The sequence below is a fragment of the Pseudanabaena sp. FACHB-2040 genome, assembly GCF_014696715.1.
GTDB lineage: Bacteria > Cyanobacteriota > Cyanobacteriia > Phormidesmidales > Phormidesmidaceae > JACVSF01.
Genome location: NZ_JACJQO010000005.1, coordinates 951,087 through 972,766 on the forward strand (window position 1 = coordinate 951,087; position 21,680 = coordinate 972,766).

General features: G+C 55.5%; 23 protein-coding genes. 16 read left to right on the forward strand and 7 right to left on the reverse strand.

The window, feature by feature from the left end:
• Positions 1-455: 455 nt before the first annotated feature.
• From H6G13_RS07975 to H6G13_RS07990, 4 genes are all read left to right on the forward strand, one after another.
• Positions 456-1,790 carry a CmpA/NrtA family ABC transporter substrate-binding protein gene (locus H6G13_RS07975; RefSeq protein ID WP_190482599.1) on the forward strand — a complete coding sequence of 445 codons (1,335 nt, stop codon included), beginning with the start codon at positions 456-458 and terminating at the stop codon, positions 1,788-1,790.
• 179 nt (positions 1,791-1,969) lie between these two features.
• Positions 1,970-2,806 (forward strand): nitrate ABC transporter permease, encoded by an 837-nt coding sequence (gene ntrB, locus H6G13_RS07980; RefSeq protein ID WP_190482600.1) that lies wholly within the window; start codon positions 1,970-1,972, stop codon positions 2,804-2,806.
• A 110-nt stretch (positions 2,807-2,916) separates the two neighbouring features.
• Positions 2,917-4,932: a nitrate ABC transporter ATP-binding protein gene (locus tag H6G13_RS07985; RefSeq protein ID WP_190482601.1), complete on the forward strand. Its 2,016-nt coding sequence runs from the start codon at positions 2,917-2,919 to the stop codon at positions 4,930-4,932.
• A 71-nt stretch (positions 4,933-5,003) separates the two neighbouring features.
• Positions 5,004-5,837: a nitrate ABC transporter ATP-binding protein gene (locus H6G13_RS07990; protein WP_190482602.1), complete on the forward strand. Its 834-nt coding sequence runs from the start codon at positions 5,004-5,006 to the stop codon at positions 5,835-5,837.
• A 123-nt stretch (positions 5,838-5,960) separates the two neighbouring features.
• On the opposite strand, the gene H6G13_RS07995 is transcribed toward H6G13_RS07990, so the two are convergent.
• From H6G13_RS07995 to rlmN, 3 genes are all read right to left on the reverse strand, one after another.
• Complete coding sequence (locus H6G13_RS07995; protein WP_190482603.1) at positions 5,961-6,500, reverse strand: general stress protein; 540 nt, start codon at positions 6,498-6,500, stop codon at positions 5,961-5,963.
• Between the two features lie 145 nt (positions 6,501-6,645).
• Entirely contained in the window at positions 6,646-7,239 is a 594-nt protein-coding gene (locus tag H6G13_RS08000) for a class I SAM-dependent methyltransferase (RefSeq protein WP_190482604.1), read from the reverse strand.
• Between the two features lie 49 nt (positions 7,240-7,288).
• Complete coding sequence (gene rlmN / locus H6G13_RS08005) at positions 7,289-8,368, reverse strand: 23S rRNA (adenine(2503)-C(2))-methyltransferase RlmN (protein WP_190482605.1); 1,080 nt, start codon at positions 8,366-8,368, stop codon at positions 7,289-7,291.
• A gap of 319 nt (positions 8,369-8,687) precedes the next feature.
• Between rlmN and H6G13_RS08010 the strand changes: the two genes are divergently transcribed.
• The 7 genes from H6G13_RS08010 (at position 8,688) to H6G13_RS08040 (ending at position 14,483) form a co-directional block, all read left to right on the forward strand.
• Positions 8,688-9,368, forward strand: a complete 681-nt coding sequence (locus H6G13_RS08010) for an SRPBCC family protein (protein WP_199305762.1) — start codon at positions 8,688-8,690, stop codon at positions 9,366-9,368.
• Between the two features lie 57 nt (positions 9,369-9,425).
• On the forward strand, positions 9,426-9,872 hold the full coding sequence (locus H6G13_RS08015; RefSeq protein WP_190482607.1) for a hypothetical protein: 447 nt from the start codon (positions 9,426-9,428) through the stop codon (positions 9,870-9,872).
• A gap of 16 nt (positions 9,873-9,888) precedes the next feature.
• On the forward strand, positions 9,889-11,085 hold the full coding sequence (locus H6G13_RS08020; RefSeq protein WP_190482608.1) for a zinc-dependent alcohol dehydrogenase: 1,197 nt from the start codon (positions 9,889-9,891) through the stop codon (positions 11,083-11,085).
• Positions 11,086-11,387: 302 nt separating this feature from the next.
• Positions 11,388-12,152 carry a glycosyltransferase gene (locus tag H6G13_RS08025; protein ID WP_242028188.1) on the forward strand — a complete coding sequence of 255 codons (765 nt, stop codon included), beginning with the start codon at positions 11,388-11,390 and terminating at the stop codon, positions 12,150-12,152.
• Between the two features lie 285 nt (positions 12,153-12,437).
• Entirely contained in the window at positions 12,438-13,373 is a 936-nt protein-coding gene (locus H6G13_RS08030) for an ABC transporter ATP-binding protein (protein WP_190482609.1), read from the forward strand.
• Positions 13,370-14,158, forward strand: coding sequence for an ABC transporter permease (locus H6G13_RS08035; protein WP_190482610.1), 789 nt, complete (start codon positions 13,370-13,372; stop codon positions 14,156-14,158). Before H6G13_RS08030 ends, H6G13_RS08035 begins: the two co-directional genes overlap by 4 nt.
• Before the next feature lie 61 nt (positions 14,159-14,219).
• Positions 14,220-14,483, forward strand: coding sequence for a DUF6737 family protein (locus tag H6G13_RS08040; protein ID WP_190482611.1), 264 nt, complete (start codon positions 14,220-14,222; stop codon positions 14,481-14,483).
• Positions 14,484-14,639: 156 nt separating this feature from the next.
• Here the strand turns inward: H6G13_RS08040 and H6G13_RS29075 are convergent, their stop codons facing one another.
• Positions 14,640-14,771: a hypothetical protein gene (locus H6G13_RS29075; protein WP_277882485.1), complete on the reverse strand. Its 132-nt coding sequence runs from the start codon at positions 14,769-14,771 to the stop codon at positions 14,640-14,642.
• A 171-nt stretch (positions 14,772-14,942) separates the two neighbouring features.
• Between H6G13_RS29075 and H6G13_RS08045 the strand changes: the two genes are divergently transcribed.
• Positions 14,943-15,827, forward strand: a complete 885-nt coding sequence (locus H6G13_RS08045; protein WP_190482612.1) for a hypothetical protein — start codon at positions 14,943-14,945, stop codon at positions 15,825-15,827.
• A gap of 91 nt (positions 15,828-15,918) precedes the next feature.
• On the opposite strand, the gene H6G13_RS08050 is transcribed toward H6G13_RS08045, so the two are convergent.
• A complete protein-coding gene (locus H6G13_RS08050; RefSeq protein WP_190482613.1) occupies positions 15,919-16,986 on the reverse strand; it encodes a 3-deoxy-7-phosphoheptulonate synthase in 1,068 nt (355 codons plus the stop codon).
• 286 nt (positions 16,987-17,272) lie between these two features.
• Between H6G13_RS08050 and H6G13_RS08055 the strand changes: the two genes are divergently transcribed.
• On the forward strand, positions 17,273-17,821 hold the full coding sequence (locus H6G13_RS08055; protein ID WP_190482614.1) for a superoxide dismutase family protein: 549 nt from the start codon (positions 17,273-17,275) through the stop codon (positions 17,819-17,821).
• Between the two features lie 23 nt (positions 17,822-17,844).
• Here the strand turns inward: H6G13_RS08055 and H6G13_RS08060 are convergent, their stop codons facing one another.
• Complete coding sequence (locus tag H6G13_RS08060) at positions 17,845-18,033, reverse strand: hypothetical protein (RefSeq protein ID WP_190482615.1); 189 nt, start codon at positions 18,031-18,033, stop codon at positions 17,845-17,847.
• Between the two features lie 140 nt (positions 18,034-18,173).
• On the opposite strand from H6G13_RS08060, the gene H6G13_RS08065 reads away from it, so the two are divergent.
• The gene (locus H6G13_RS08065) at positions 18,174-19,073 is read left to right on the forward strand and encodes a DMT family transporter (RefSeq protein ID WP_242028189.1); all 900 of its coding nucleotides are present in this window, start codon (positions 18,174-18,176) and stop codon (positions 19,071-19,073) included.
• Positions 19,074-19,149: 76 nt separating this feature from the next.
• Positions 19,150-20,112, forward strand: coding sequence for an ion channel (locus tag H6G13_RS08070; protein ID WP_190482616.1), 963 nt, complete (start codon positions 19,150-19,152; stop codon positions 20,110-20,112).
• On the opposite strand, the gene lipA is transcribed toward H6G13_RS08070, so the two are convergent.
• Positions 20,082-20,969, reverse strand: a complete 888-nt coding sequence (gene lipA, locus H6G13_RS08075; RefSeq protein WP_190482617.1) for a lipoyl synthase — start codon at positions 20,967-20,969, stop codon at positions 20,082-20,084. The two genes, H6G13_RS08070 and lipA, sit on opposite strands and share 31 nt — an antisense overlap.
• Positions 20,970-21,099: 130 nt before the next feature.
• On the opposite strand from lipA, the gene H6G13_RS08080 reads away from it, so the two are divergent.
• Positions 21,100-21,678 (forward strand): L,D-transpeptidase, encoded by a 579-nt coding sequence (locus H6G13_RS08080; RefSeq protein WP_190482618.1) that lies wholly within the window; start codon positions 21,100-21,102, stop codon positions 21,676-21,678.
• Positions 21,679-21,680: the final 2 nt, after the last annotated feature.

Sequence of the window (21,680 nt, forward strand, 5' to 3'; positions counted from 1 at the left end):
TTTTTAAAGTCCAGGTTTTTGTTTTGAGGTTGACTGCCTCTTTAGCCTTATCGCTAAGGCAGGGAGTTTTAAGCAAGGTATTACTAGCTCAATGCTCCAGGCAAAAAATACCTCAAGACCGCTCCGTAATTTGAAGAAGCGATCTATTTTGTAAATTTAAATACAGAAAAGGTCAAATCTTCTGAGGCTTCTAGAAGAGCTTCGAGTTTTTCCTGTGAGCAATGGCTGATATTTCCCCGTCAACCTGCATTGTTTAATTGATAACAACCAACGTAAGAATTTACAGATTTAATATCAGTAAATTCTGTTATCAGCCAGACAGCAAATTATTTAAGCCAGCCCTTAACCCCCGTTGCCCTGTTCTATCTTCGTTGCTTTTGGCTCACCCCAAAATGCACCCCGGATGCATTCCTAGTTCAATCCACGCAGTTTCATTCAAAGGACTCTACTGAACTATGTCTAACCTGTCTCGCCGCAAATTCATCGTTACTGCTGGGGCAACCACCGCTGCAACCCTGTTCCTGCATGCCTGTAGCTCTAACAATCAGGGCGGATCTGGCCAGGCAGACACCAGTGCCTCAACGGCTGCACCGGGTCCAGTAGCGGCAGCTGATACGCCAGAAGTCACCGGGGCTAAGCTCGGATTCATTGCCCTGACCGATGCCGCTCCTCTGATTATTGCTAGGGAGAAGGGACTGTTTGCCAAATATGGCATGCCCGAAACCACGGTTGAGAAGCAGGCTTCTTGGGGCGCTACCCGCGACAACCTGGTGCTAGGCTCGGGCGGCGGCGGCATTGATGGGGCGCACATTCTCACGCCCATGCCTTACCTGATCAGCAGCGGCAAGGTGACCGACGGCAAGCCCGTACCGATGTACATTCTGGCCCGCCTCAACGTTAACGGCCAAGGCATTCAAATTGCCAATACCTATAAAGACGTCAACGTTTCCCTCGACAGTACACCGCTCAAGGCAGCCTTTGCCCAGCAGAAGTCAAGCGGCCGGGACATCAAGGTAGCAATGACCTTCCCCGGCGGCACCCACGATATGTGGCTTCGCTACTGGCTGGCAGCAGGCGGCATTAACCCCGATACCGACGTTTCAACAATTACTGTACCCCCGCCTCAGATGGTTGCCAACGTTAAGGTTGGGGCGATGGAAGCGTTCTGTGTGGGCGAACCCTGGCCGCTGCAAACCGTTAACCAGAACGTAGGCTACAACGCCCTGACCACTGGCGAACTCTGGCGCGATCACCCTGAGAAGGCGTTTGCCATGCGGGCCGACTGGGTAGATCAAAACCCCAATGCCGCCAAAGCACTCACAATGGCGGTGCAGGAGGCCCAAATCTGGTGCGACCAGATGGAAAACAAGGAAGAAATGTGCGACATCTTAGCTAAGCGGGAGTGGTTCAAGGTGCCCGTCGCCGACATTTTGGACCGTTCTAAGGGTATTTTCGACTTCGGCAATGGCCGTACCCTAGAAGACACCACCCTGATGCAGACCTACTGGGATCGGGCTGCCTCCTATCCCTTCAAGAGCCATGACCTGTGGTTCCTCACTGAGAATATTCGGTGGGGGTATCTCAGCCCCGATGAAGACATTACAGCCCTGGTAGACCAGGTGAACCGAGAAGATATTTGGCGCGAAGCTGCCAAGGCGCTTGGTCAAGAGGCCGCCATTCCGGCCAGCACCTCGCGAGGCGTTGAGACGTTCTTTGACGGGGTCAGCTTTGATCCAGAAGATCCGATGGGCTATCTCAAGAGCCTTGAGATTAAAAAGGTTCAGGTCTAGAGAAATTAGCTGTTTCGTCGGAGCCTGACTGTCTAAAAAGACACCGACGCACCGAAGGTTACCTGGTCTGAGCAGGTTTAGCCTGAAGCCCATCTCGATATCTCAATAAGCTCTGGCTCAACCTGCTCTTTCTCTGACTCCGATTAACGCTTGTTGTCTTCACCTACTTCGATACTGATATGGCTTCTTCTTCTTACCGTCGCCCGCGCACCCGTTCTGCCCCACCGCTTGTTTTGAAACTGCTTCAGGGATCGAAACGCTGGCTGACCTCTGCGATCGCACTGTTTCTCTTTCTCGCCATTTGGGAGCTGCTCACCCTCAGCCCCGACGCCAACCTGCCCGGTCCCATCCGCGTTCTGCAGGAAACCTGGCCGCTGATTATCGACCCTTTCTTTGACAACGGCGGCACCGACAAAGGACTCTTCTGGCAGATCTTGGCGAGCCTCAAGCGAGTCGCTATTGGCTTCTCCCTATCTGCTGTGGTTGGCATTGCCACCGGCATGATCATTGGCAGCAGCCGCCTGATCTACGACGCCCTCGACCCGATCTTCCAGGTGCTGCGGACAGTGCCGCCGCTGGCCTGGCTACCGATTTCTCTAGCGGCGTTTCAAGATAGTGAGCCTTCCGCTATCTTCGTTATCTTCATCACCGCCATTTGGCCCATCATCATCAACACCGCTGTCGGCGTTCACCAAATCCCCCAGGATTATAAAAACGTTGCCCAGGTGCTGCAGCTTTCTCGCACCAAGTACTTTACAGACGTACTTTTTCCGGCCACAGTCCCCTATGTCTTTACCGGCCTACGGATCGGCGTCGGTCTCTCCTGGCTAGCCATCGTTGCCGCTGAAATGCTGATTGGCGGCGTCGGTATCGGCTTCTTCATCTGGGATGCCTGGAACAGCTCTCTCATCAGCGAAATCATTTTGGCCCTGGTCTACGTCGGCCTAGTAGGACTTCTGTTAGACAAGCTCATGACCCTCGTTGGGAACCGAGTTGTTAAGGGCTCTCAGCAGTAGAAGGCAGAAGAGACGCGGGTAGCGGGAGACACCTTCAAGTTCTCCTCCTTCTCGATTTTCCCCGCGTTCCCAGGTCTCCCCCGCTCCTCACCCTCATTCCTCAAAAAGCCATGTCAGTTTTCGTCGAAGTCGATCACGTCGATAAAGTCTTTAACCTGCCGGATGGCGGTCAGTATATTGCGCTGAAGAACATTGAGCTAAAGGTGCGCCAGGGTGAGTTTGTCTCCCTCATCGGCCACTCCGGCTGCGGTAAGTCTACGCTGCTTAATATCATTGCAGGGCTAGACAAGCCCAGTACAGGCGGCGTCATTTTAGAGGGGCGGGAAGTGCGTCGCCCTGGCCCTGACCGCATGGTGGTGTTTCAAAACTACTCTCTGCTGCCCTGGAAAACGGTGCGTCAGAACGTGGCCCTAGGCGTCGAGTCGGCGCTAGGAAATCTGCCCAAGGGTGAGCAGCGCAGCATCATTGAGCACCACATCAATATGGTGGGGCTGAAACGCGCGGCAGACAAATACCCCCATGAACTGTCGGGGGGGATGAAGCAGCGGGTTGCGATCGCACGTGCCCTCGCTATCCGGCCCAAGCTACTGCTGCTAGATGAACCCTTTGGCGCACTCGATGCGCTGACGCGGGGCAACCTGCAGGAACAGCTAATGCAGATTTGCCAAGAAAGCCAGGTCACAGCCATCATGGTGACCCACGATGTGGATGAGGCGCTGCTGCTCTCCGATCGGGTAGTGATGCTGACCAACGGCCCCGAAGCCCGCATCGGTCAAATCCTCGAAGTACCGATTCCCCGACCTCGCCACCGCATGGAGGTGGTCAACCATCCTCGCTACTACGCCCTGCGCAACGAGATTATTTACTTCCTCAACCAGCAGAAGCGATCTAAGCAGCGGCAGGCCAAGCCCACGGTTGCAGTTGCCCGCCACGGTCTAGAAAAAGTTAATCTTGATATTGGCTTTATTCCCCTGACCGATTGCGCGCCCCTGGTTGTGGCTCAGGAAAAAGGCTTTTTCAAGAAATACGGCCTGGAAGAAGTCACCCTGTCGCGCGAGCCGAGCTGGCAGGCAATTGCCGATGGCGTAGCTGCTGGCCGCCTAGATGGAGCCCAGATGGTGGCTGGTATGCCCCTGGGCATGACCCTGGGCATGGGCGGCAAAGCCCCGCTGCCGATTATCACCGCCCTAGTACTAAGCCGCAACGGCAACGCCATTACCTTCTCTCGCCGCCTCTATGACCAGGGCGTGCGCTCTTTGGCTGACTTTAAGGCCATCTTGAGCCAGACCCCAGACAAGGTCCATACGCTGGGCATGGTTCACCCCGCCTCGATGCACAACCTGATGCTGCGCTACTGGCTGGCCTCCGGCGGCATCGATCCCGATAGTGATGTGAGCCTGACCGTGATTCCCCCGGCCCAGATGTTCTCGACCCTCAAGGCAGGCACAATTGACGGCTACTGCGTCGGCGAACCCTGGAACTCGCGGGCTGTCAGCGAAGGGCAGGGCGTGGTCATGGCTACCGACCTAGATCTGTGGGCCGGGCACCCCGAGAAAGTCTTGGGCGTGCGGGAAGACTGGGTCAACCAGCACCCCGAAACCCACCTGGCTCTGGTCAAGGCCCTGATGGAAGCCTGTGAATACTGCGACGACCGCCGCAACCGGGAGAGCGTGCTGGAGCTAATCTGCCGCCCCGAATATGTCGGCTCAGACCCAGCCTACACGCGCCCCGGCTTTATCGACCCCTACCGCTGGAGCCTCGACGAGCCGCCCGCTAGCATGCTGCGGTTTAACCAGTTCTACGTCGACAGATCTACTTGCCCAGGCCGTAGTGAAGGGCTGTGGATTCTCACTCAGCTAGCTCGCTGGGGCATCACCCCCTTCCCCAAAAACTGGATTGAAATTCTGGAGCGGGTGCGGCGCGTGGATCTCTTTGGTGAAGCAGCGCGGCAGCTGGGCTGGCCCGATCTAGAGGCCGACCGTGAGCCCTTTGCCCTGTTTGATGGGGTGGTCTTTAACCCCGACGATCCGTTGGGCTACCTGGAGCGCCTAACCCTGGGCCGTCGCCCGGTTCAGGTTGAGGAAATTTTGCTTCAGCCCCCAGCGGAAACGCTGTCTTCCCGCTAAGCCCCGTTGGGTGGGCAAGCTCACCCACAATCTGCTCAAATTGCCACTTTAGAGAGCTCGTTGCGATCGCTATGCAAACCCTCACTCCCCAGACAACCCCGGCACCTGAGATGCAGGCAGACTTTCTGCAAATTAAGCAGGTCTCCAAGGTATACCCCACCTCAAAGGGCCCCTACACCGTTCTAGAAGACATCAACCTGACGGTAAAAGAAGGCGAATTTGTCTGCCTAATTGGCCACTCTGGCTGCGGCAAAACCACGCTGCTCAACATGGTGGCAGGCTTTAACCAGCCGACCGTGGGCGACATTTATCTGAAGCATGAACCCGTAGTGCGCCCTGGTCTAGATCGCATGATGGTGTTCCAAAACTACTCTCTGCTGCCCTGGAAGACCGCCTTTGAGAACGTGTATCTGGCAGTGGAGTCGGCTAACCCCAACCTGTCTCGGGCGCAGCGGGTAGACATCGTCAATGAGCACCTGGCGATGGTGGGGCTGACCGAGGCGGCCAAAAAGCGGCCCAGCGAACTCTCTGGTGGGATGAAGCAGCGAGTTGCGATCGCACGCGCCCTAGCCATTCGCCCCCAGGTGCTGATCCTAGACGAACCCTTCGGCGCACTCGATGCCATCACCAAAGAAGAGCTACAGGAAGAGCTGCTCAATATCTGGCGAAGCCACCGAGCCACCGTCTTGATGATCACCCACGATATCGATGAAGCTCTCTTTCTAGCGGACCGAATCGTGATGATGACCAACGGCCCATCTGCCAAAATCGGCGAAATCGTAGAGGTGCCCTTCCCCCGGCCCCGCAACCGCGCCCGCATCATGGAAGACCCACGCTACTACGAGCTACGCAACTTTGCACTAGACTTCCTCTTTCGCCGGTTTGCCCACCACGAGGAAGACTAATAGCCTTAGGGGTGCCGCTGCAGGGCACCCCTCCAGACTTAGACATCTCGCTCTAATAGGACGCAAACGCCTGCGTCCTATTTTCTTGCTTTTACGCCTGGATTAGCGGACTAAATTGCCTAATTAATAGACGCTCCAATCCTTGATCTCATACTGGCTCAAGGCCTGCGTAGCCTGGTTCAGCTCATCTTCAGAGCCTTCGACAATCACCAGGTACTGCCCGGCCAATAGCGCATCGCCATAGTCGCTGGCCTTGTCTTCAGGAATACCTAAAGATGAGAGCGCCTGATAGAGATTATTTGAAGCTACGGCGCTGACTCCGGTTGCAGCGGCAGTCGCAGACAACGCGCCTACTAGAGATCCTGCTGCCAAGATCGGCCCCAGGCCCGGGATGACTAGGCTAGTCAGACCAAATAGAACCACTCCAGCGGCGCTGTTGCTAACCGTATCGGCAACAGCGGTCGCTGCGGGCTTGATTTTGTCTTCACCAACTCGGTCATGGGCCGTAGCCCCGCTAACGTCGGCTCCCTGCTGAGCATCCTTGCCAATCACGGAAACCTTGTCCATGGAGAACCCGGACGACTGTAGCTCCTGGCAAGCTTTCTCAACCGTTTGGGCATTGGAAAAGAAGCCAACGCCTCGTTTCTGCTGGCTAGTTACCATATTCACTCCTGCTAGGTAAGTTAATTACTTACACCCTAAGGCAGCAAACGCTTACCTTCCTTTTCCCTAGGGCAGATTCAAGCAGCGAGTTTTTTAGATGTTTAATGCCTCACGGAGTATACAGGCTGTAGGCATTCAATCACCTTTAACAAGGTTTTTGCCAGACCAGCGAATAACGCCAGAGCAGATGCCTTTTGAAACAAAATCCAGGAACAACAGTGCCTGCAACCACTTTAATCTGCTCAACCGTTAGCCGAGCAGGCCGAGTGGGTGCGATCGCAGTTGACCCGGTGATTGATGCCCGATGCCATTGCAAAAACAAAAAGTTAAGCGGAATAGAGGCGAGACTGTAAGCATAGTCAACGAGGGTTTTCTCTCGATAAAGCCCAAGAATTAACAGCTTTCCAGAAGGGCGCAACAGCAGCTTCATCTTCTTCAAAGCCGCTTCCATATCCATGTGATGTACAGCAGCAATTGACACAATTACGTCGTAGGCTGCCTCAGGTAAGTCCGCTGTCAGAAAGTCAGCTTTTAAGTAAGCAATATTAGGAGAACAGTTAATAGTGGAGGCCCCTGTGAGGGTAGCATCGTCAACATCCAAGGCATCCACAAAGTCGCATTGCTCTGCTAGCTTCCGAGCAAAATGACCTAGACCGCAACCGACATCCAACGCACGGTCAACTCTTTTAGGAATTCGGTGCAATAGATAGCTATGGTAGTGGGTGTTGTGGTTCCACATTGCTTACCCTGATAAACCCAGGTACCAACTCCAGGTACCAACTTGATTGTTACCCAGCCACTTTTGAGGCTCTCAATTGGCCGCAAGCAGCGTCTTTTTCTAGCCCACGAGAATAGCGAACGCTGACAGCGATGTGCTGATCCTCTAGGGCTTTGACGAAGGCCCGAATGCGGCTTTCGCTGGGGCGCTGGTAATCTACTTCGCTGATAGGGTTGTAGGGAATCAGGTTGACGTGGCTCTGAAAGCCGCGCAGATGACGGGCCAGTTCCAAAGCGTGTTCGGGGGTGTCGTTAAGTTCGGCTAGCAAAATGTACTCAAAGGACACGCGCCGCCCTGTCTGCTTGACGTAGTCGCGGCATTCTTCCAGGAGCCCCTCTAGGGGGTAAGCCTGGGCGCTGGGGATTAGCTTCGTTCGTAGGGCTTGGTTAGAGGCGTGCAGGCTGACGGCCAGCGTAACCTGGAGCTGTTCTGCCGCTAGTCGCCGGATGCGGCCTGGAATGCCGACTGTAGAGAGGGTTATGGTGCGCTGACTGATGCCAACGTCCTGATTGAGGCAGCGAATGGCGGCAACCACGTTGTCACTATTTAGCAGAGGTTCGCCCATACCCATGAAGACGATATGGCTAACCCGTTGATCAAAGTCTTCCTGCACCGTCAGCACCTGATCCACAATTTCGTGGGTGGCTAGGTTTCGCAGAAAGCCGCCTTTGCCTGTGGCACAGAAGTCGCAGGCCATCGGGCAGCCCACCTGGGAAGACACGCACACCGTTAGCCGTCGGGGCGAAGGCATGCCAACTGTCTCGATGATGTGACCATCGGCCAGCTTCAGCAAATATTTGACTGTACCGTCGGGAGCTTCTGAGCGGTGATGGATTTGGGCGCGACCCACCGGCACATCGGCAATTTGCTCTCGCCAAGCTTTTGAGAAGACCGTAACTTCTGCTAGGGAGTGAATGCCCTTGTAATAGAGCCAGTCGTGTAGCTGCTTGGCTCTAAAGGTGGGCTGGTTTTGCGATCGCACCCACTCCGTCAGCGCCTCCAAAGATTGTCCCAGCAGCGGCGTCTGAGAAACAGGCCCAGCAGCGTCTGTGAGGATTGCAGATTCAGGAGTGGTCGGCGTGACAGTCATGGCCCTGTGCTCAATGCCCAAAACTCCATCGTAATCTCGAATTCTCTTTCCTGACCACAGACTTCTGTAGGGATTTTTTTCTTCTATAAAAGCCTTCTGAAAGATCGCTGCCATATTCAGACCCACCAAAGTTCACCTGCGGTCTCTGCCTTTCGACCGAAGTAACCGGGAAATTGAGATTTTAGGCTGACAGCAAGAGTATTCATCCCTGCCTATATGTCTAGAGGTCGCCGATAAAGACCTTGATAACGGACTTATTAGACAGGTTGAGCAGCAAGACGTGACGCATTGAGAACGCAAGGATTTTATGGAAAATACCATGAGTACGCGGACCGAGGCAGACCAGCAGCCAGGCGATCTGGAGCGATGGGCTTCCGTGATTGGTGGCGGAGCGATGGTGTTGATGGGCCTGCAGCAGCGGTCTCTGCGCGGGGTTTTGACGGCCCTAGCCGGGGGCGGGCTGGTATATCAGGGCGCTAGCAACAAAAGCACCCTAAAACAGGTTGAAGAAGCCGTGGGCATAGACAAGGCCATCCGGGTTGAAAAGACGGTGACCATCAATCGCCCTGCCTCAGAACTCTACAATTTCTGGCACAACTTCGAAAACCTGCCCCGATTTATGCGCCACCTGGAATCGGTAACGGTGCTCGATGGCAACCGCTCCCACTGGGTCAGCAAGGCTCCTCTAGACAACCGAGTGGAGTGGGATGCCGAGGTCGTCACCGACGAACCCGACCATCTGATCGCTTGGCGCTCTCTAGACGGTGCTGACATCGAAAATTCTGGCTTTGTTCGCTTCCAGCCTGCCACTGGCAATCGTGGCACCGAGGTCAAAGTGGTGATGGAGTACAGCCCGCCGGGTGGAGCGCTGACGGCTGCGATCGCAAAACTCTTCGGCGAAGAACCCGAGCAGCAGATTGGTGACGAGCTAGCCCGCTTCAAGCAGCTAATGGAAGTCGGCGAAATTGCCACCACAGAAGGTCAGCCCCGAGGCGCGTAATCAGCCTGCCCCCATCCATTCCTTAGTAATTTGCCCACCGTGCATTTTCGTGATCCTATGAAATCTCATCTATCTAACCTAAAAAGCTCCCTGAGTCGGCTGGCCCTGATTGGCCTACTGCAGCTTGCCCTATGGCTAGGGGTCAGCCTAATGCCGATGGCTCCAGCCCTAGCTGCCGCCACACCAGAAGCCGAAGCCTATCAAGCCGGACCCAACCGCCAGTCCTACAACCCGCTCAGCGGCGAAAGCACTCAGGGCGGCGTTGATCTAGAAAAGGCTGCCGAGAAAGCCGAACAGCTTTCTAAGGATGTGTTTAGCGGTCAGGAGACCACTATGCGCATTAAGGGCAAAACCCCGCAGCGCAACGAGGCCATTTTGCATGGCCGCGAAACTGCTAGCCAAAAGCTGAGGGACATGGCCGAGCGGGCCCGCAGCGTCGACGCCCCGGCCGACCTCTCGCCCAAAGAGAGCCGGGTCTTAAAGAATTACCAGGGACAGCAGTAAACCAGGAGAAGCATACATGAAGGCAGTTTGTTGGCACGGTGCCCAAGACGTTCGGGTAGATAACGTTCCCGATCCCAAAATTCTCAATCCCCAGGATGCCATTATTAAGGTCACGTCCACGGCCATCTGCGGCTCAGACCTTCATCTATACGATGGCTATATTCCCACCATGAAGTCAGGAGATATCCTGGGCCATGAGTTTATGGGCGAAGTGGTCGAAGTTGGCCCCGAGGTGAAAAAGCTGAAGGTAGGCGATCGCGTGGTCGTGCCCTTCACGATTTCCTGCGGCCACTGCTTCTTCTGCAATCGCGACCTTTGGTCTCTGTGCGACAACTCCAACCCCAACGCCTGGATGGCTGAAAAGCTCTGGGGCCATTCTCCAGCAGGCCTATTTGGCTACTCTCACCTGCTGGGTGGCTATGCCGGAGGCCAGGCTGAGTATGCTCGCGTCCCCTTCGCCGACGTGGGTCCGCTGAAGGTGCCCGATGGCCTATCTGATGAAAAGGTGCTGTTTCTGACAGACATTTTCCCCACGGGCTACATGGGCGCTGAGAACTGCGACATTGAGCCAGGAGATACGATTGCCGTGTTTGGCTGCGGTCCGGTGGGTCTGTTTGGCATCGCCAGCGCCTTTATGCTGGGAGCCGAGCGGGTGATCGCTATCGATCGCTTTCCAGAACGTCTGGCCTTGGCCCAATCACTAGGGGCAGAAATTATCAACTACGAGGAGATGGATGCCGGGGTTGCCCTGAAGGAAATGACCGGCGGACGTGGCCCCGACGCCTGTATGGATGCGGTTGGCTTAGAAGCCCACGGCACTGGGGTTGTCGCCCTTTACGACACAGTAAAGCAGGCAGTTCGCATGGAGACCGGCCGGGCCATGGTGCTGCGTCAGGCGATTGCTGCCGTTCGTAAAGGCGGTCGAGTCTCGGTACCGGGAGTCTACGGTGGCTTTATCGACAAAATGCCGATGGGCTCATTCGTGAACAAAGCCCTGACGATGAAGTCAGGCCAAACCCACGTTCAGAAGTACCTGCGCCCTCTGCTAGAGCGCATTCAAAATGGAGAGATTGATCCTTCCTTTGTGATCAGCCATAGGCTGCCGCTGGAAGAGGCTCCTCACGCCTACAAGATCTTCCGCGATAAGCAGGAAAACTGCACCAAGGTTGTGCTCAAACCCTTTAGTCAACCTGCAGAAGCGGCGGCGGTCTAGTCGTCTAGTCGGGTCAAGGTTCTGCTAGACAAGGGCCGGGGTAAGAGAGACTCAGAGACGCGGGGATTGCTCAGATTGAGCTCATCGCGTCTCTCTGTTTTCCAGTTCCGGGTTTGCTTTGAAGCACTCAGTCAGCTCAGAAATAAGGAGTCTAATCTAAGAAAACGGCTCTCGTAGGTTGGCCTCAAGCGCAGCGTGACCCAACAAACCGGCCAAGGATCGAGAGCAGTTTCAGGGTCATCTCAGTTTTGCCCTCTGCCCAAGTCGTAAGATCAAAAGGCATTTTTCCGTTAGACAATGCCTTGATCTCTGTTGTCTTGCCCTGTCTCAATGAGATGCGCCACGGCTATCTAGAGCGCATCTTGGTCAATCTCGCTGCCCAAGCCGGAGCCAAGGAACTGATTGCTGTTGTCAGCCCTTGCAATGACGACACGCTGCAAACGCTGCGCCAACATCCCCAGTGGCGAATTTTGGAAACCGATGCCCAGAATCGGGCGCAGCGCCTAACCGCCGGCATTTACGCCAGTAGCGGCGAAATTGTGTTGCTGCATCATCCAGCGACGCTGCTGCCAGAAGGAACCGCTCTGATACAGATTGAGGCACTGATGGCCGATCCTAAAGTAGCTTGGGGCGGCTTTCACCATAGCTTTGACCTGGATCACTGGCTGCTGCGGTTTACCTCCTGGTACTCCAATCGGGTGCGATCGCACTACAGCCAAATTCTCTACCTAGACCACTGCATTTTTGCGCGTCGCTCGTTGCTAGAAAAAATTGGTGGCGTCCCCGATATGGATATTTTTGAAGACACGGTGCTGAGCCAGCAGCTCAGCCAGTTTGGAGCCCCGGTGCTGCTGCCAGACAAGATTATTACCTCAGCCCGTCGCTTTCGGCAGCGAGGGGTTTATCGGCAGGCCCTAGTAAATCAGCTCTTGAAGGGGATGTATCACGCCCGCCTCGACCCAAGCTGGATGAATTGGCTTTACGAGCGGCAGAGCCAGATCAACGTGGCCTACGAAGCTCAAGAGCAGCAGAGAACTAAGCCAGAACCAGAAGAAAAAAAAGGATAAAAAAATTCCCCAGCCGAAGCCAGGGAATTAATCAGGGTGCATCTACCAATCCACTCTTCCCCACTTACAGCTGCCATCCGGAAACTCTTTGGCAAACAAACCAAGGTCTAATTTTTTTAACGCCCTGTCAGGCTAGGAAAGGCCCCCTAAAGCGCCTTCCCTAGCCCTAGAACACTCGACCGCATATAGGTTCTCAGGGTATGGCTGAGCCTGCCTCTGTCAAAGGTCGTATTCCTGGCTTTGCTTACCCATGCCAAAATGAACTATTGCTGATTCGTTGCTCCCATGACGACCTCATCTACGCCGTTGAACGCAACGTTAACCGCCTACGACCTGTGGAAATGCTATGGCGATAGTGCGGTGGTGCAGGGCATCAACTTCGTGCTAGAGCCGGGGGAAATTGTTGGCCTGCTTGGGCCTAATGGGGCCGGAAAAACAACCACCGTTGGGATGCTCTATGGGTCGGTAGTGCCCTCGCGAGGGTTTGTTCAGTTTGGGCCTTGGCAGATGCCGGCTCAAGGCCCGCAGGCCCGCACCCAAATGGGCATTGTCACCCAGGAAGACAACCTCGACCCTGACTTTACAGTTTTTGAGAATCTGACCCACTTTGCCCATCACTATCGCATCCGGGGACAGGCAGCCCGTCAACGTGCTGGGGAACTGCTGGATCTGGTCAACCTGCGGGACAAGGGGCATTACCAGATCGATGAACTTTCAGGCGGCATGAAGCGGCGGCTAGTGCTGGCCCGAGCGTTGCTCAACCATCCTCGGCTGGTTTTTCTAGACGAACCCACCACTGGGCTAGACCCCGATGCCCGGCAAGACTTTTGGCGACTGGTGCTGCACCTAAAGTCGGAGGGCTGCGGCGTGCTGCTAACCACTCATTACATGGATGAGGCGCAGCGGCTGTGCGATCGCATTCTCCTCCTGCAGCAGGGCAAAGTCATTGACGAAGGTCAGCCCCTGGATCTAATTGCGCGAGTTGTAGGGCGAGAAGTAGCCGAGATAGAAGGCATTGCTCCCGAAAAGCTGCAGGCCCTAGCCGATCAGTTTGGTGTCTGGAGTCGCCCCTTTGGCAACGCCACCCTGATGACCCTACCGTTAGAGCAGCCCGACACCCTTTGGCAGCAGATAGAAGCCCTCCATCCCCAGCGGTTGGCGCGGCGTCAGGCCAATTTAGAAGATGTATTCCTGCGTTTGACTGGGACTTTGTTGGAATGACTGGAGTTAAGCGAGTTGCCGTTACCCCTTGGGGCGTTTATTCCGTTTGGTGGCGGCACTTTCAGGTATATCGCAGTACTTGGCTGGTGAACTTTTTACCGCCTATTTCTGAGCCCATTATCTATCTGGTGGCCTTTGGCTACGGGCTGACACCGCTGATCGGCGATGTGGTTTACCTAGATCAGCCAGTTTCCTACCCCCAGTTCATCGCCCCCGGCATGATCGCCATTGGGGTGCTGTTTCAATCCTTTTTTGAAGGAGCTTACAGCAGCTTTATTCGACTCAACTTTCAAAAGACCTGGCAGGCGCTGCTGACTGCTCCCCTTAGCTTCACCGACGTTTTCTTGGGTGACTGGCTCTGGGCTGCTACCAAAGGCAGCATTGCTGGGACACTGACCGGACTCGTTTCGGTTGTAGCTGGCCTATACGCCTTGCCCCACCTGCTATTGTCGCTGCCCCTGATTGTGCTCGGCAGTCTTTTGTTTGGAGCCTTTGGCCTGTTCATAGCAGGACTGGTTCGCAAAGTCGATCAGGTCAATGTCCCGATCTTCCTCGTGATCATTCCGATGTTCACCCTTTGCGGCACCTACTTCCCCCGCGACACCTTGCCCCGTGTGCTGCAGGGCATTGCTGGAGTCTTGCCGTTGGCCTCGCTAACGGATTTATTGCGCTGGCCGATGGGCCTGCCAGCCTGGTGGCCGTTTTCCCTGCTCTGGCTGGTGGTGGCTACTGTAATCATGGCGCGGCTGGCCGCCCTAAAAATCTACCCCAAGCTGTTTTCGTAAGCTGCAGGCTAAGCTGTGTGCTTAAGCGGATGATTGAGTTCGGTTAACCCATTTTTCAACTATGCCCAAGCTAGAATCCGCTTCTGCCCCTTCTCAACCCCCCAGCCCCTGGCAATACAAGCCCTGGTGGTGCCAGCCCTGGTCCATCGCCCTCACGGGTGTGGGTCTAATTGGCGGTAGCTGGATTCTCCTAGAGCGCTGGTGGCTCACCCTCCTCATCGGCATCCCCGTCACTGTCTGGATGGCTTTTTTCCTGCTGCTCTGGCCCCGGTTGATGGTTGAGTCGGGTTTGCTGGATTCGCTGGGTGAGGGGAAGGATTTGTAGGGGAAGTGGGTAGATGAGTGGATGGGGCTTCAGGGAAGGCTTGACGGCTCGTACCCAATTTTTAGGCTCATGCAGTGCAGAAACCTCGCTTCCCCATCTCCCCTATCTCCCTCACCTTTTCTGCCATGCTCGACTGCTCCCCCGCTCCTCCACGTCCTACTTCTCCGGCGGCTTCAACACCTGATAGGCGATAAACGTCAAAAAAGTGACGTAGCCAATCGTCAGAGCCCAATCCTGCCAGCTGCCGTAAGTATCCATTGAAGGCCGATCTCTAGGGTAGATTTTCATTGTCTCCGATGGGAGGGGCTTGCTCCTGGTATCAACGGCTATGTTGCCGGGAGCTGAGATGCGCTATTGATGGAGACATGGCAAAACATCGGGTTCAGTAGCCCCCTTATGGTTTGGCTAATGGCTCAGGGCGCGGGGGATAGCGCTTTTACAAGGAAAGGGGGCAGTTAAATGAGATTTAGCCTTAAACGGTTGCCGCTGCGATCGCAACTTCTATTTGTCAGCATTGCGGTGGGGATGCTGCTGCCGGGGGGCTACGTCTACGCCTTTTTGATTCGCTATGCCGTGATGGCAATGCTGTTTCTGTCGCTGCTAGACTGCCGCGTTTCGCTAAAGCTGCTGCTGCATCCTCATCTGTGGCGGCTTTTGGCGATGATGGGGGGAATTGCGATCGCAACCTTTGCCCTGTTTCGCCTAATCAATACAGACTTGGCGCTGATTGCTTTTCTACTGGCCGTTACGCCGACCGCCACTGCCGCGCCTGTAGTCACCCGATTTCTTAGAGGCCGGGTGGACTACGTTACGGCCTCCGTCATTTTGACCAATGGCCTGATGGCGTTAGCTATTCCGCTGCTGCTGCCGCTGCTCAGTGACAGCAGTTCAGCCAGCATGGGGCAAATCCTAAACGCCACTCTATTAGTGATTGCCGCGCCGCTGGTGCTCTCTCAAATCTTGATCCGGACCTCTCCTAAGGTCAGCCAGCAACTCACTGCAATCAAGGATCTGTCTTTTTACCTCTGGCTGCTGGCCCTGCTGCTGGCCTCTTCTAGAACCAGTCACTTCATCCTGTACGAATCCGGCAACTGGAACTCTCTGCCAGGCATGGCTTTAGTCGCCCTCGTTCTCTGTGCCCTTAATTTTGGGGTGGGTCACTGGCTAGGGAAACCCACAATGGCTCAAGAAACCAGCCAGTCCCTCGGCCAAAAAAATACCATGCTTGCCATCTGGCTCTGTCTGACCTTTCTCAATCCCCAAATGGCCCTAGGGCCAATGTTCTACGTTCTGTTTCAGAACCTATATAACTCGTATCTAATAGCCGGGGTAGCTAAATCGTGAAGGGAGCGGGGAGCAGGGAGTAGAGGAGATGAGCATTAGGACAGTACAGACACGCATTAACTTATGCTTTTTCTCCCCTGCCCCTTCTGCCCTACTTTGCTGCCGCCTGCATCATTGGCTCAACTGCGCCTGCCAAGGTTCGCAGCATCTTTGCGGTGGTTTCAAAGTCCACGCAGGCATCGGTGATGCTCTGACCGTATACTAAGGAGCTCAAATCTTGGGGGATAGGTTGGTTGCCTGCTTTGAGGTGGCTCTCGATCATCACACCCAGAATGTGCCGGGAACCACTGCGCATCTGCTCAGACAGATTCTCTAGCACAGGCACCTGCTGCATGTGGTCTTTGTTGGCGTTGGCATGGCTGCAGTCAACCATGATGCGGGGGTTGAGGTTGAGCTTGATTAGTTCTGCCGCTGCCTGGTTGACGTGGTCAGCGTTGTAGTTGGGGCCGTTTTTGCCGCCCCGCAGCACCAGATGACAGTCGGGGTTGCCCGTTGTCGTGACGATGCTGGCCAGCCCGTGGTGGTTGATCCCCAGGAAATGGTGGGGACGGCTGGCGGCTAGCATGGCGTTGGTTGCGGCCTGCAGGCTGCCGTCAGTGTTGTTTTTAAAGCCAATCGGCATCGACAGCCCAGAGGCCATTTCTCGGTGGGTCTGGCTCTCGGTGGTGCGCGCGCCGATGGCAGTCCAGGAGATGATGTCTGCGATGTATTGAGGCGTGATCGGGTCTAGCAGTTCGGTGGCTGCGGGCAGGCCAATGTGGGCCAGATCGAGCAGCAGCCTGCGGGCCAACCGCAGACCCGTATTGATGTCGTAGCTGCCGTCTAGGTGGGGGTCGTTGATCAGGCCCTTCCAGCCAATGTTGGTGCGGGGCTTTTCAAAATATACCCGCATAATGATTTCGAGCTGGCCTGAGAGTTCGTGGCGCAGCATTGAGAGCTTTTGACCGTACTCGTAAGCGGCATCGACATCGTGCACAGAGCAGGGGCCAACGATGACCAGCAGGCGGCGATCTTCGTTGTAGAGAATGTTGCGAATGCGATCGCGAGTCCCAGCCACGATCTCGGCAGCCTCTGCGCTGAGGGGCAGTTCGTGGTGCAGCAGCGCCGGACTGATCAAGGGACGGGTTTCTACAACGTGTAGGTCTTGAGTCTTGTGCATGGAATTGGCTAGAGTGCGGGGATGGTCTCGGAAACGGGCTGAAATAATTCTTACCTGTAGGCCAGGTTGCTTTTCCTATTGTGACGGCTACCTGGCCCATTATGGGAGGAGCCAGTTAGAAATCCAAACGGTTGCAGAGTTTCTCAATATTCTCAGCCCAATGTTCTCACTTTTCTCACGGCCCTAGTCTGCAAATGCCTACAGCTCAGTAGCAGGGGAGTTAAACACTAGAACCCCCAAAAACCTCTGTATGATCAGGGCAGATTTGTCTGGGAGAAACCCGCCGATGTCTTCTCTAAATCGCCCCCTTCGCCTCATCATCAGCTTCATTGCAGCGATAGCCTTGGCCCTGGGTGTAGCGCCAGCCGCCTGGGCTGCTACGGGAGGGACTGCTCAGGCCGTTCTTTACAGCACCACCGATGAAAACCTGGCTCTAGGCGTAGCTCACTTAGAAGAAACCGCTGAGGGTCTCGACATTCAGGTCAGCTTTTTAGGTGCGCCCACCGGCACCCACGGCTTTCATATCCATGCGGGGGATAGCTGTGAGGATGCGGGCAATGCGGCAGGCGGCCATTACAACCCCGATGACGTAGAGCACGGCTACCTAATCGAAGATGGGTTTGCCGCTGCCCACGCGGGTGACTTGGGCAACGTCGTGATTGGGGAAGACGGCACCGCCCTTTATACAGCTCTCGTTCCAGGGCTGACATTGGCAGCAGGAGAGCATCCAGTAACCAATCATGCCTTCATTCTGCATGCCAATCCCGACGATTTTAGCCAGCCTGTCGGCAATGCGGGCAGTCGAGTAGGCTGCGGCCTTATTGTCCAGGACTAGCGGCTGCAAAGCCTGAAGCACAGCTACTCAAGGCGAAAATAGAAAATTAGCGCCACGACTCCAGCCAGGGTTGCCGCCTGCATCAGGTCTAGCTGTAGGCCTAGGCTCAGCCCGTAGTACAGCCCAGACCAAAGCATTAGAGAGAGCCCCAGGGCAGACGTTAAAAATTCTAGAAATGCCAGGATCTCAAGCAGGGCGGCGAGCCAAACCATCGAGACTGCCTCCAGGGGGGCGAGATGACTTAATTATGGTGAGTTCGTCGGTTGGCGAACGGAACATATAGTTAAGAAATCACGGGCTGAAGCGGGGTTTACGGTTAGCGTGCAAAATACTTAGCCCAGGAGTGCTTCCCTTGACCCAGCTAAACGCTCAATCCCACCGGCTGTCTTACCTGAAGCTGGTTTTAACAATGTTTTTGTGGGGCGGCACTTTTATTGCCGGACGTTTGGCGGTGCGGGAGGTAGGGCCTTTTACTGCTGCATTTTGCCGCTTTGCCATTGCTTCTCTCTGCCTGCTGCTGCTCACCTACCGCTTTCAAGGCTCGCTGCCTCGGCTCAAGCGCCCCCAAGTTTTACCCATACTGCTGCTGGGGTTGACCGGCATCTTTGCCTACAATGTCTTTTTCTTCTCGGGGCTGAAGACGATTCCGGCGGGTCGGGCTTCTTTGATCATTGCTTTGAACCCGGTTGCGATCGCACTCGGCTCGGCCCTGGTCTACCGAGAAAAGCTATCGCTGCTAAAGCTGGCAGGTATTGGCCTGTCTCTGCTGGGGGCAGCTTTGGTGATTGGCAACGGCAACCCGCTAAACCTGCTGGCGGGCGGTGTTGGCATTGGCGATTTGTTTATGCTGGGCTGCGTCCTGAGCTGGATGGGCTATACCCTAGTGGGCAAGTCGGTCATGGGTCAGCTCTCGCCTTTTGTAGCCACGACCTATGCCTGCCTAGTGGGGGCGCTTTTGCTGCTGCTGCCCGCGATTGCAGAAGGGTTGGCGGGAGCTGTCACTCAAATGTCTACAGTCACTTGGTTGGGCGTTTCCTATTTGGGCATCTTTGGCTCTGCCGTTGGCTTTGTCTGGTACTACCAGGGCATCCAGGCACTGGGGCCAGCCCGAGCCGGGGTTTTTATCAATCTGGTGCCGGTGTTTGCGATCGCGCTAGCAGCTCTAGTTCTAGCGGAGCCAATCGCGCCTTCGCTGCTGTTGGGAGGCAGCCTAGTGATCGCGGGCGTCACCCTGACCAATCGAGCCAAGTAAACTACACCTCAAAAATTTCTTCAGCTCTACAATTGGGGAAACTTTTTAGTCCCCTTTAGCAGTACTCAAAAATCGTATGGTGCTAAAGCCAAAAGGTCGCCCCTCATCGCGCATTGCTTCACGGGCAGGCGAATTTTCTGACGTGGTGCGCTATGGAGAGACTCACTTACCCTGGAAGGACATCTATCACCACCTGCTGAAGATCTCCTGGCCCGGTTTTATTGGGCTGATGGGTCTGGTTTATCTAGCGATTAATGCCCTCTTTGCCTTGGCCTATCTCCTGGGGGGCGAGGGTGCGATCGCAAATACCCGCCCCGGCTCCTTTACCGACCTGTTCTTCTTCAGCGTGCAGACTCTGGCCTCAATTGGCTACGGGGCCATGTATCCCCAAACCCTCTATGCCCACGGGCTGGTCGTGATCGAAGCTTTTATCGGACTGCTGTTTATTGCGATAACGACCGGCATCAGCTTTGCCCGCTTTTCCCTACCCAGCGCCCGCATTTTGTTTAGCAACTACGCCGTGATCGCTCCCCAAAATGGCGTGCCGACGCTGATGTTTCGCACCGCCAACAAGCGGCGTAACCGCATTCTAGAAGCGCAACTTTGGGTCACGCTAGTGCGCGATGAGATAACTGCCGAGGGGGAGTTTTTCCGGCGTTTCTACGACCTCAAACTGAGCCGTTCCCATACGCCGCTGTTTGCCCTATCTTGGACGGCAATGCACCCAATTGAGGCCAGCAGCCCTCTCTACGGCGAAACAGCAGAGTCTCTGGCTGAAGCAAATGGTGAAATCGTTGTGATTCTAACCGGCATTGACGAGACCATCTCTCAGACCATCCACGCCCGCCACTCCTTCTTAGCCCAGGAAATTTTCTGGAATTACCGGCTGCGCGACATTTTCTGCTGGACTAAAGACGGGCGACGGGCCATCGACTACTCAAGCTTCGATCTGGTTGAACCGATCGCACCCGCACCCGCATCGCCCACTGATGCTGACAGCGACCTGCCTCACCCAACCGCCGGAATTGAGCGGGGGTAGCGCTCCATCAAGCCTCGCACCTGCTCAGCGTGGTAAGAACTGCGAGTCAGCGGCGACGACACCACCTGCAAAAAGCCCATCTCCTCGCCCGCCTGCCGCCACGCCTCAAATTGCTCCGGCGTCACAAAAGTCTGTACCTGTAAGTGCTTGGCGCTGGGCTGCAGGTATTGACCAATGGTGAGAATGTCGCAGTGGTGCGATCGCAAGTCCGTCATCACCTGGCGCACCTCCTCATCGGTTTCGCCCAAGCCCACCATAATGCCAGACTTGGTGTAAACCCAGGGAGCCAATTCGCGGGTTCGCTGCAGCAGTTCCAAAGTGCGATCGTAGTTGCCCTGAGGCCTGACTCGTCGGTACAGTCGGGGCACCGTTTCTGTGTTGTGGTTCAAGACCTCAGGGTTGGCCGAGAGAATCACGGCCAGAGCCTCCCAGTTACCACACAGGTCAGGAATCAACACCTCAATCGTAGTGCCAGGAGAAGCCTGACGCACCGCTTCAATACAGCGAACAAACTGCAAAGCACCGCCATCGGGCAAGTCATCCCGGTTAACCGAGGTAATCACCACATGGTTCAGCTTCATTCGCTGCACCGCCTGGGCCAGCCGTAGCGGCTCTGTCGGATCTAGCGCCTGGGGCTTTTTCTCAAAGTCAATATCGCAGTAGGGGCAGGCCCGCGTGCAGGCCGGACCCATAATCAAAAAGGTGGCCGTTCCAGCATTAAAGCACTCGCCAATGTTGGGGCAAGAGGCCTCTTCACAGACAGTATTTAAGCCCAGATCCTGCAGAATCGCTTTGACATTGCCAACTCGCTCCCACTGAGGCGCTTTTACCCGTAACCAATCTGGTTTTACTGCCACGCTGCCTACCTGTCCCATGCTGTCTAGGACTTATCTTAACAAGACTTGGGAGGGCAGTCAGGCCGGGTTTAAGCGGTTATCCTAGGGGAAAGAGAATCTCATTGCCGAGGCCGGTTTACAGGTTAGACCCATGACTTCCCAATCGCCCATAAAGCGATGTTTTATGGCGCTTTGCTACACAGCAGCCGGACTATTAGCGACGGGGGCATGGCAAGGCTACCTAACCGGTGCCAACGTTCCCAACGACTCGCTGTTTCAATCTAGCGGCACATTGCGGCTGGCCTTTGCCCTAGAGCACATTCCCACTGCCCTGACCGGCAGAAACCAGCAGATTGTAATCGACCTGGGCCAGCGGCGGCTAGAGCTATACCGGGAAGACGAAGTCATTCTCAGCTACGACGTTGCCATTGGCCAAGACGATTGGCAAACTCCCGCAGGCAACTTCATTGTCCGAGACATGCGGCAAAATCCCGCGTGGCTCCACCCGATTACCCAAGAACCCGTTGGCCCCGGCCCTGACAACCCTCTAGGCTCCCGCTGGATCGGTTTTTGGACCGATGGCGAGCACCACATTGGGCTACACGGCACCAACGAGGAAGACTTAATTGGCGAGGCGGTTTCCCATGGCTGCGTGCGAATGCGGGAGTCTGACATTCAAGCTCTCTACACTCAGATCAGCCTGGGCACTCCCGTTCTAGTTAAGCCATAGCG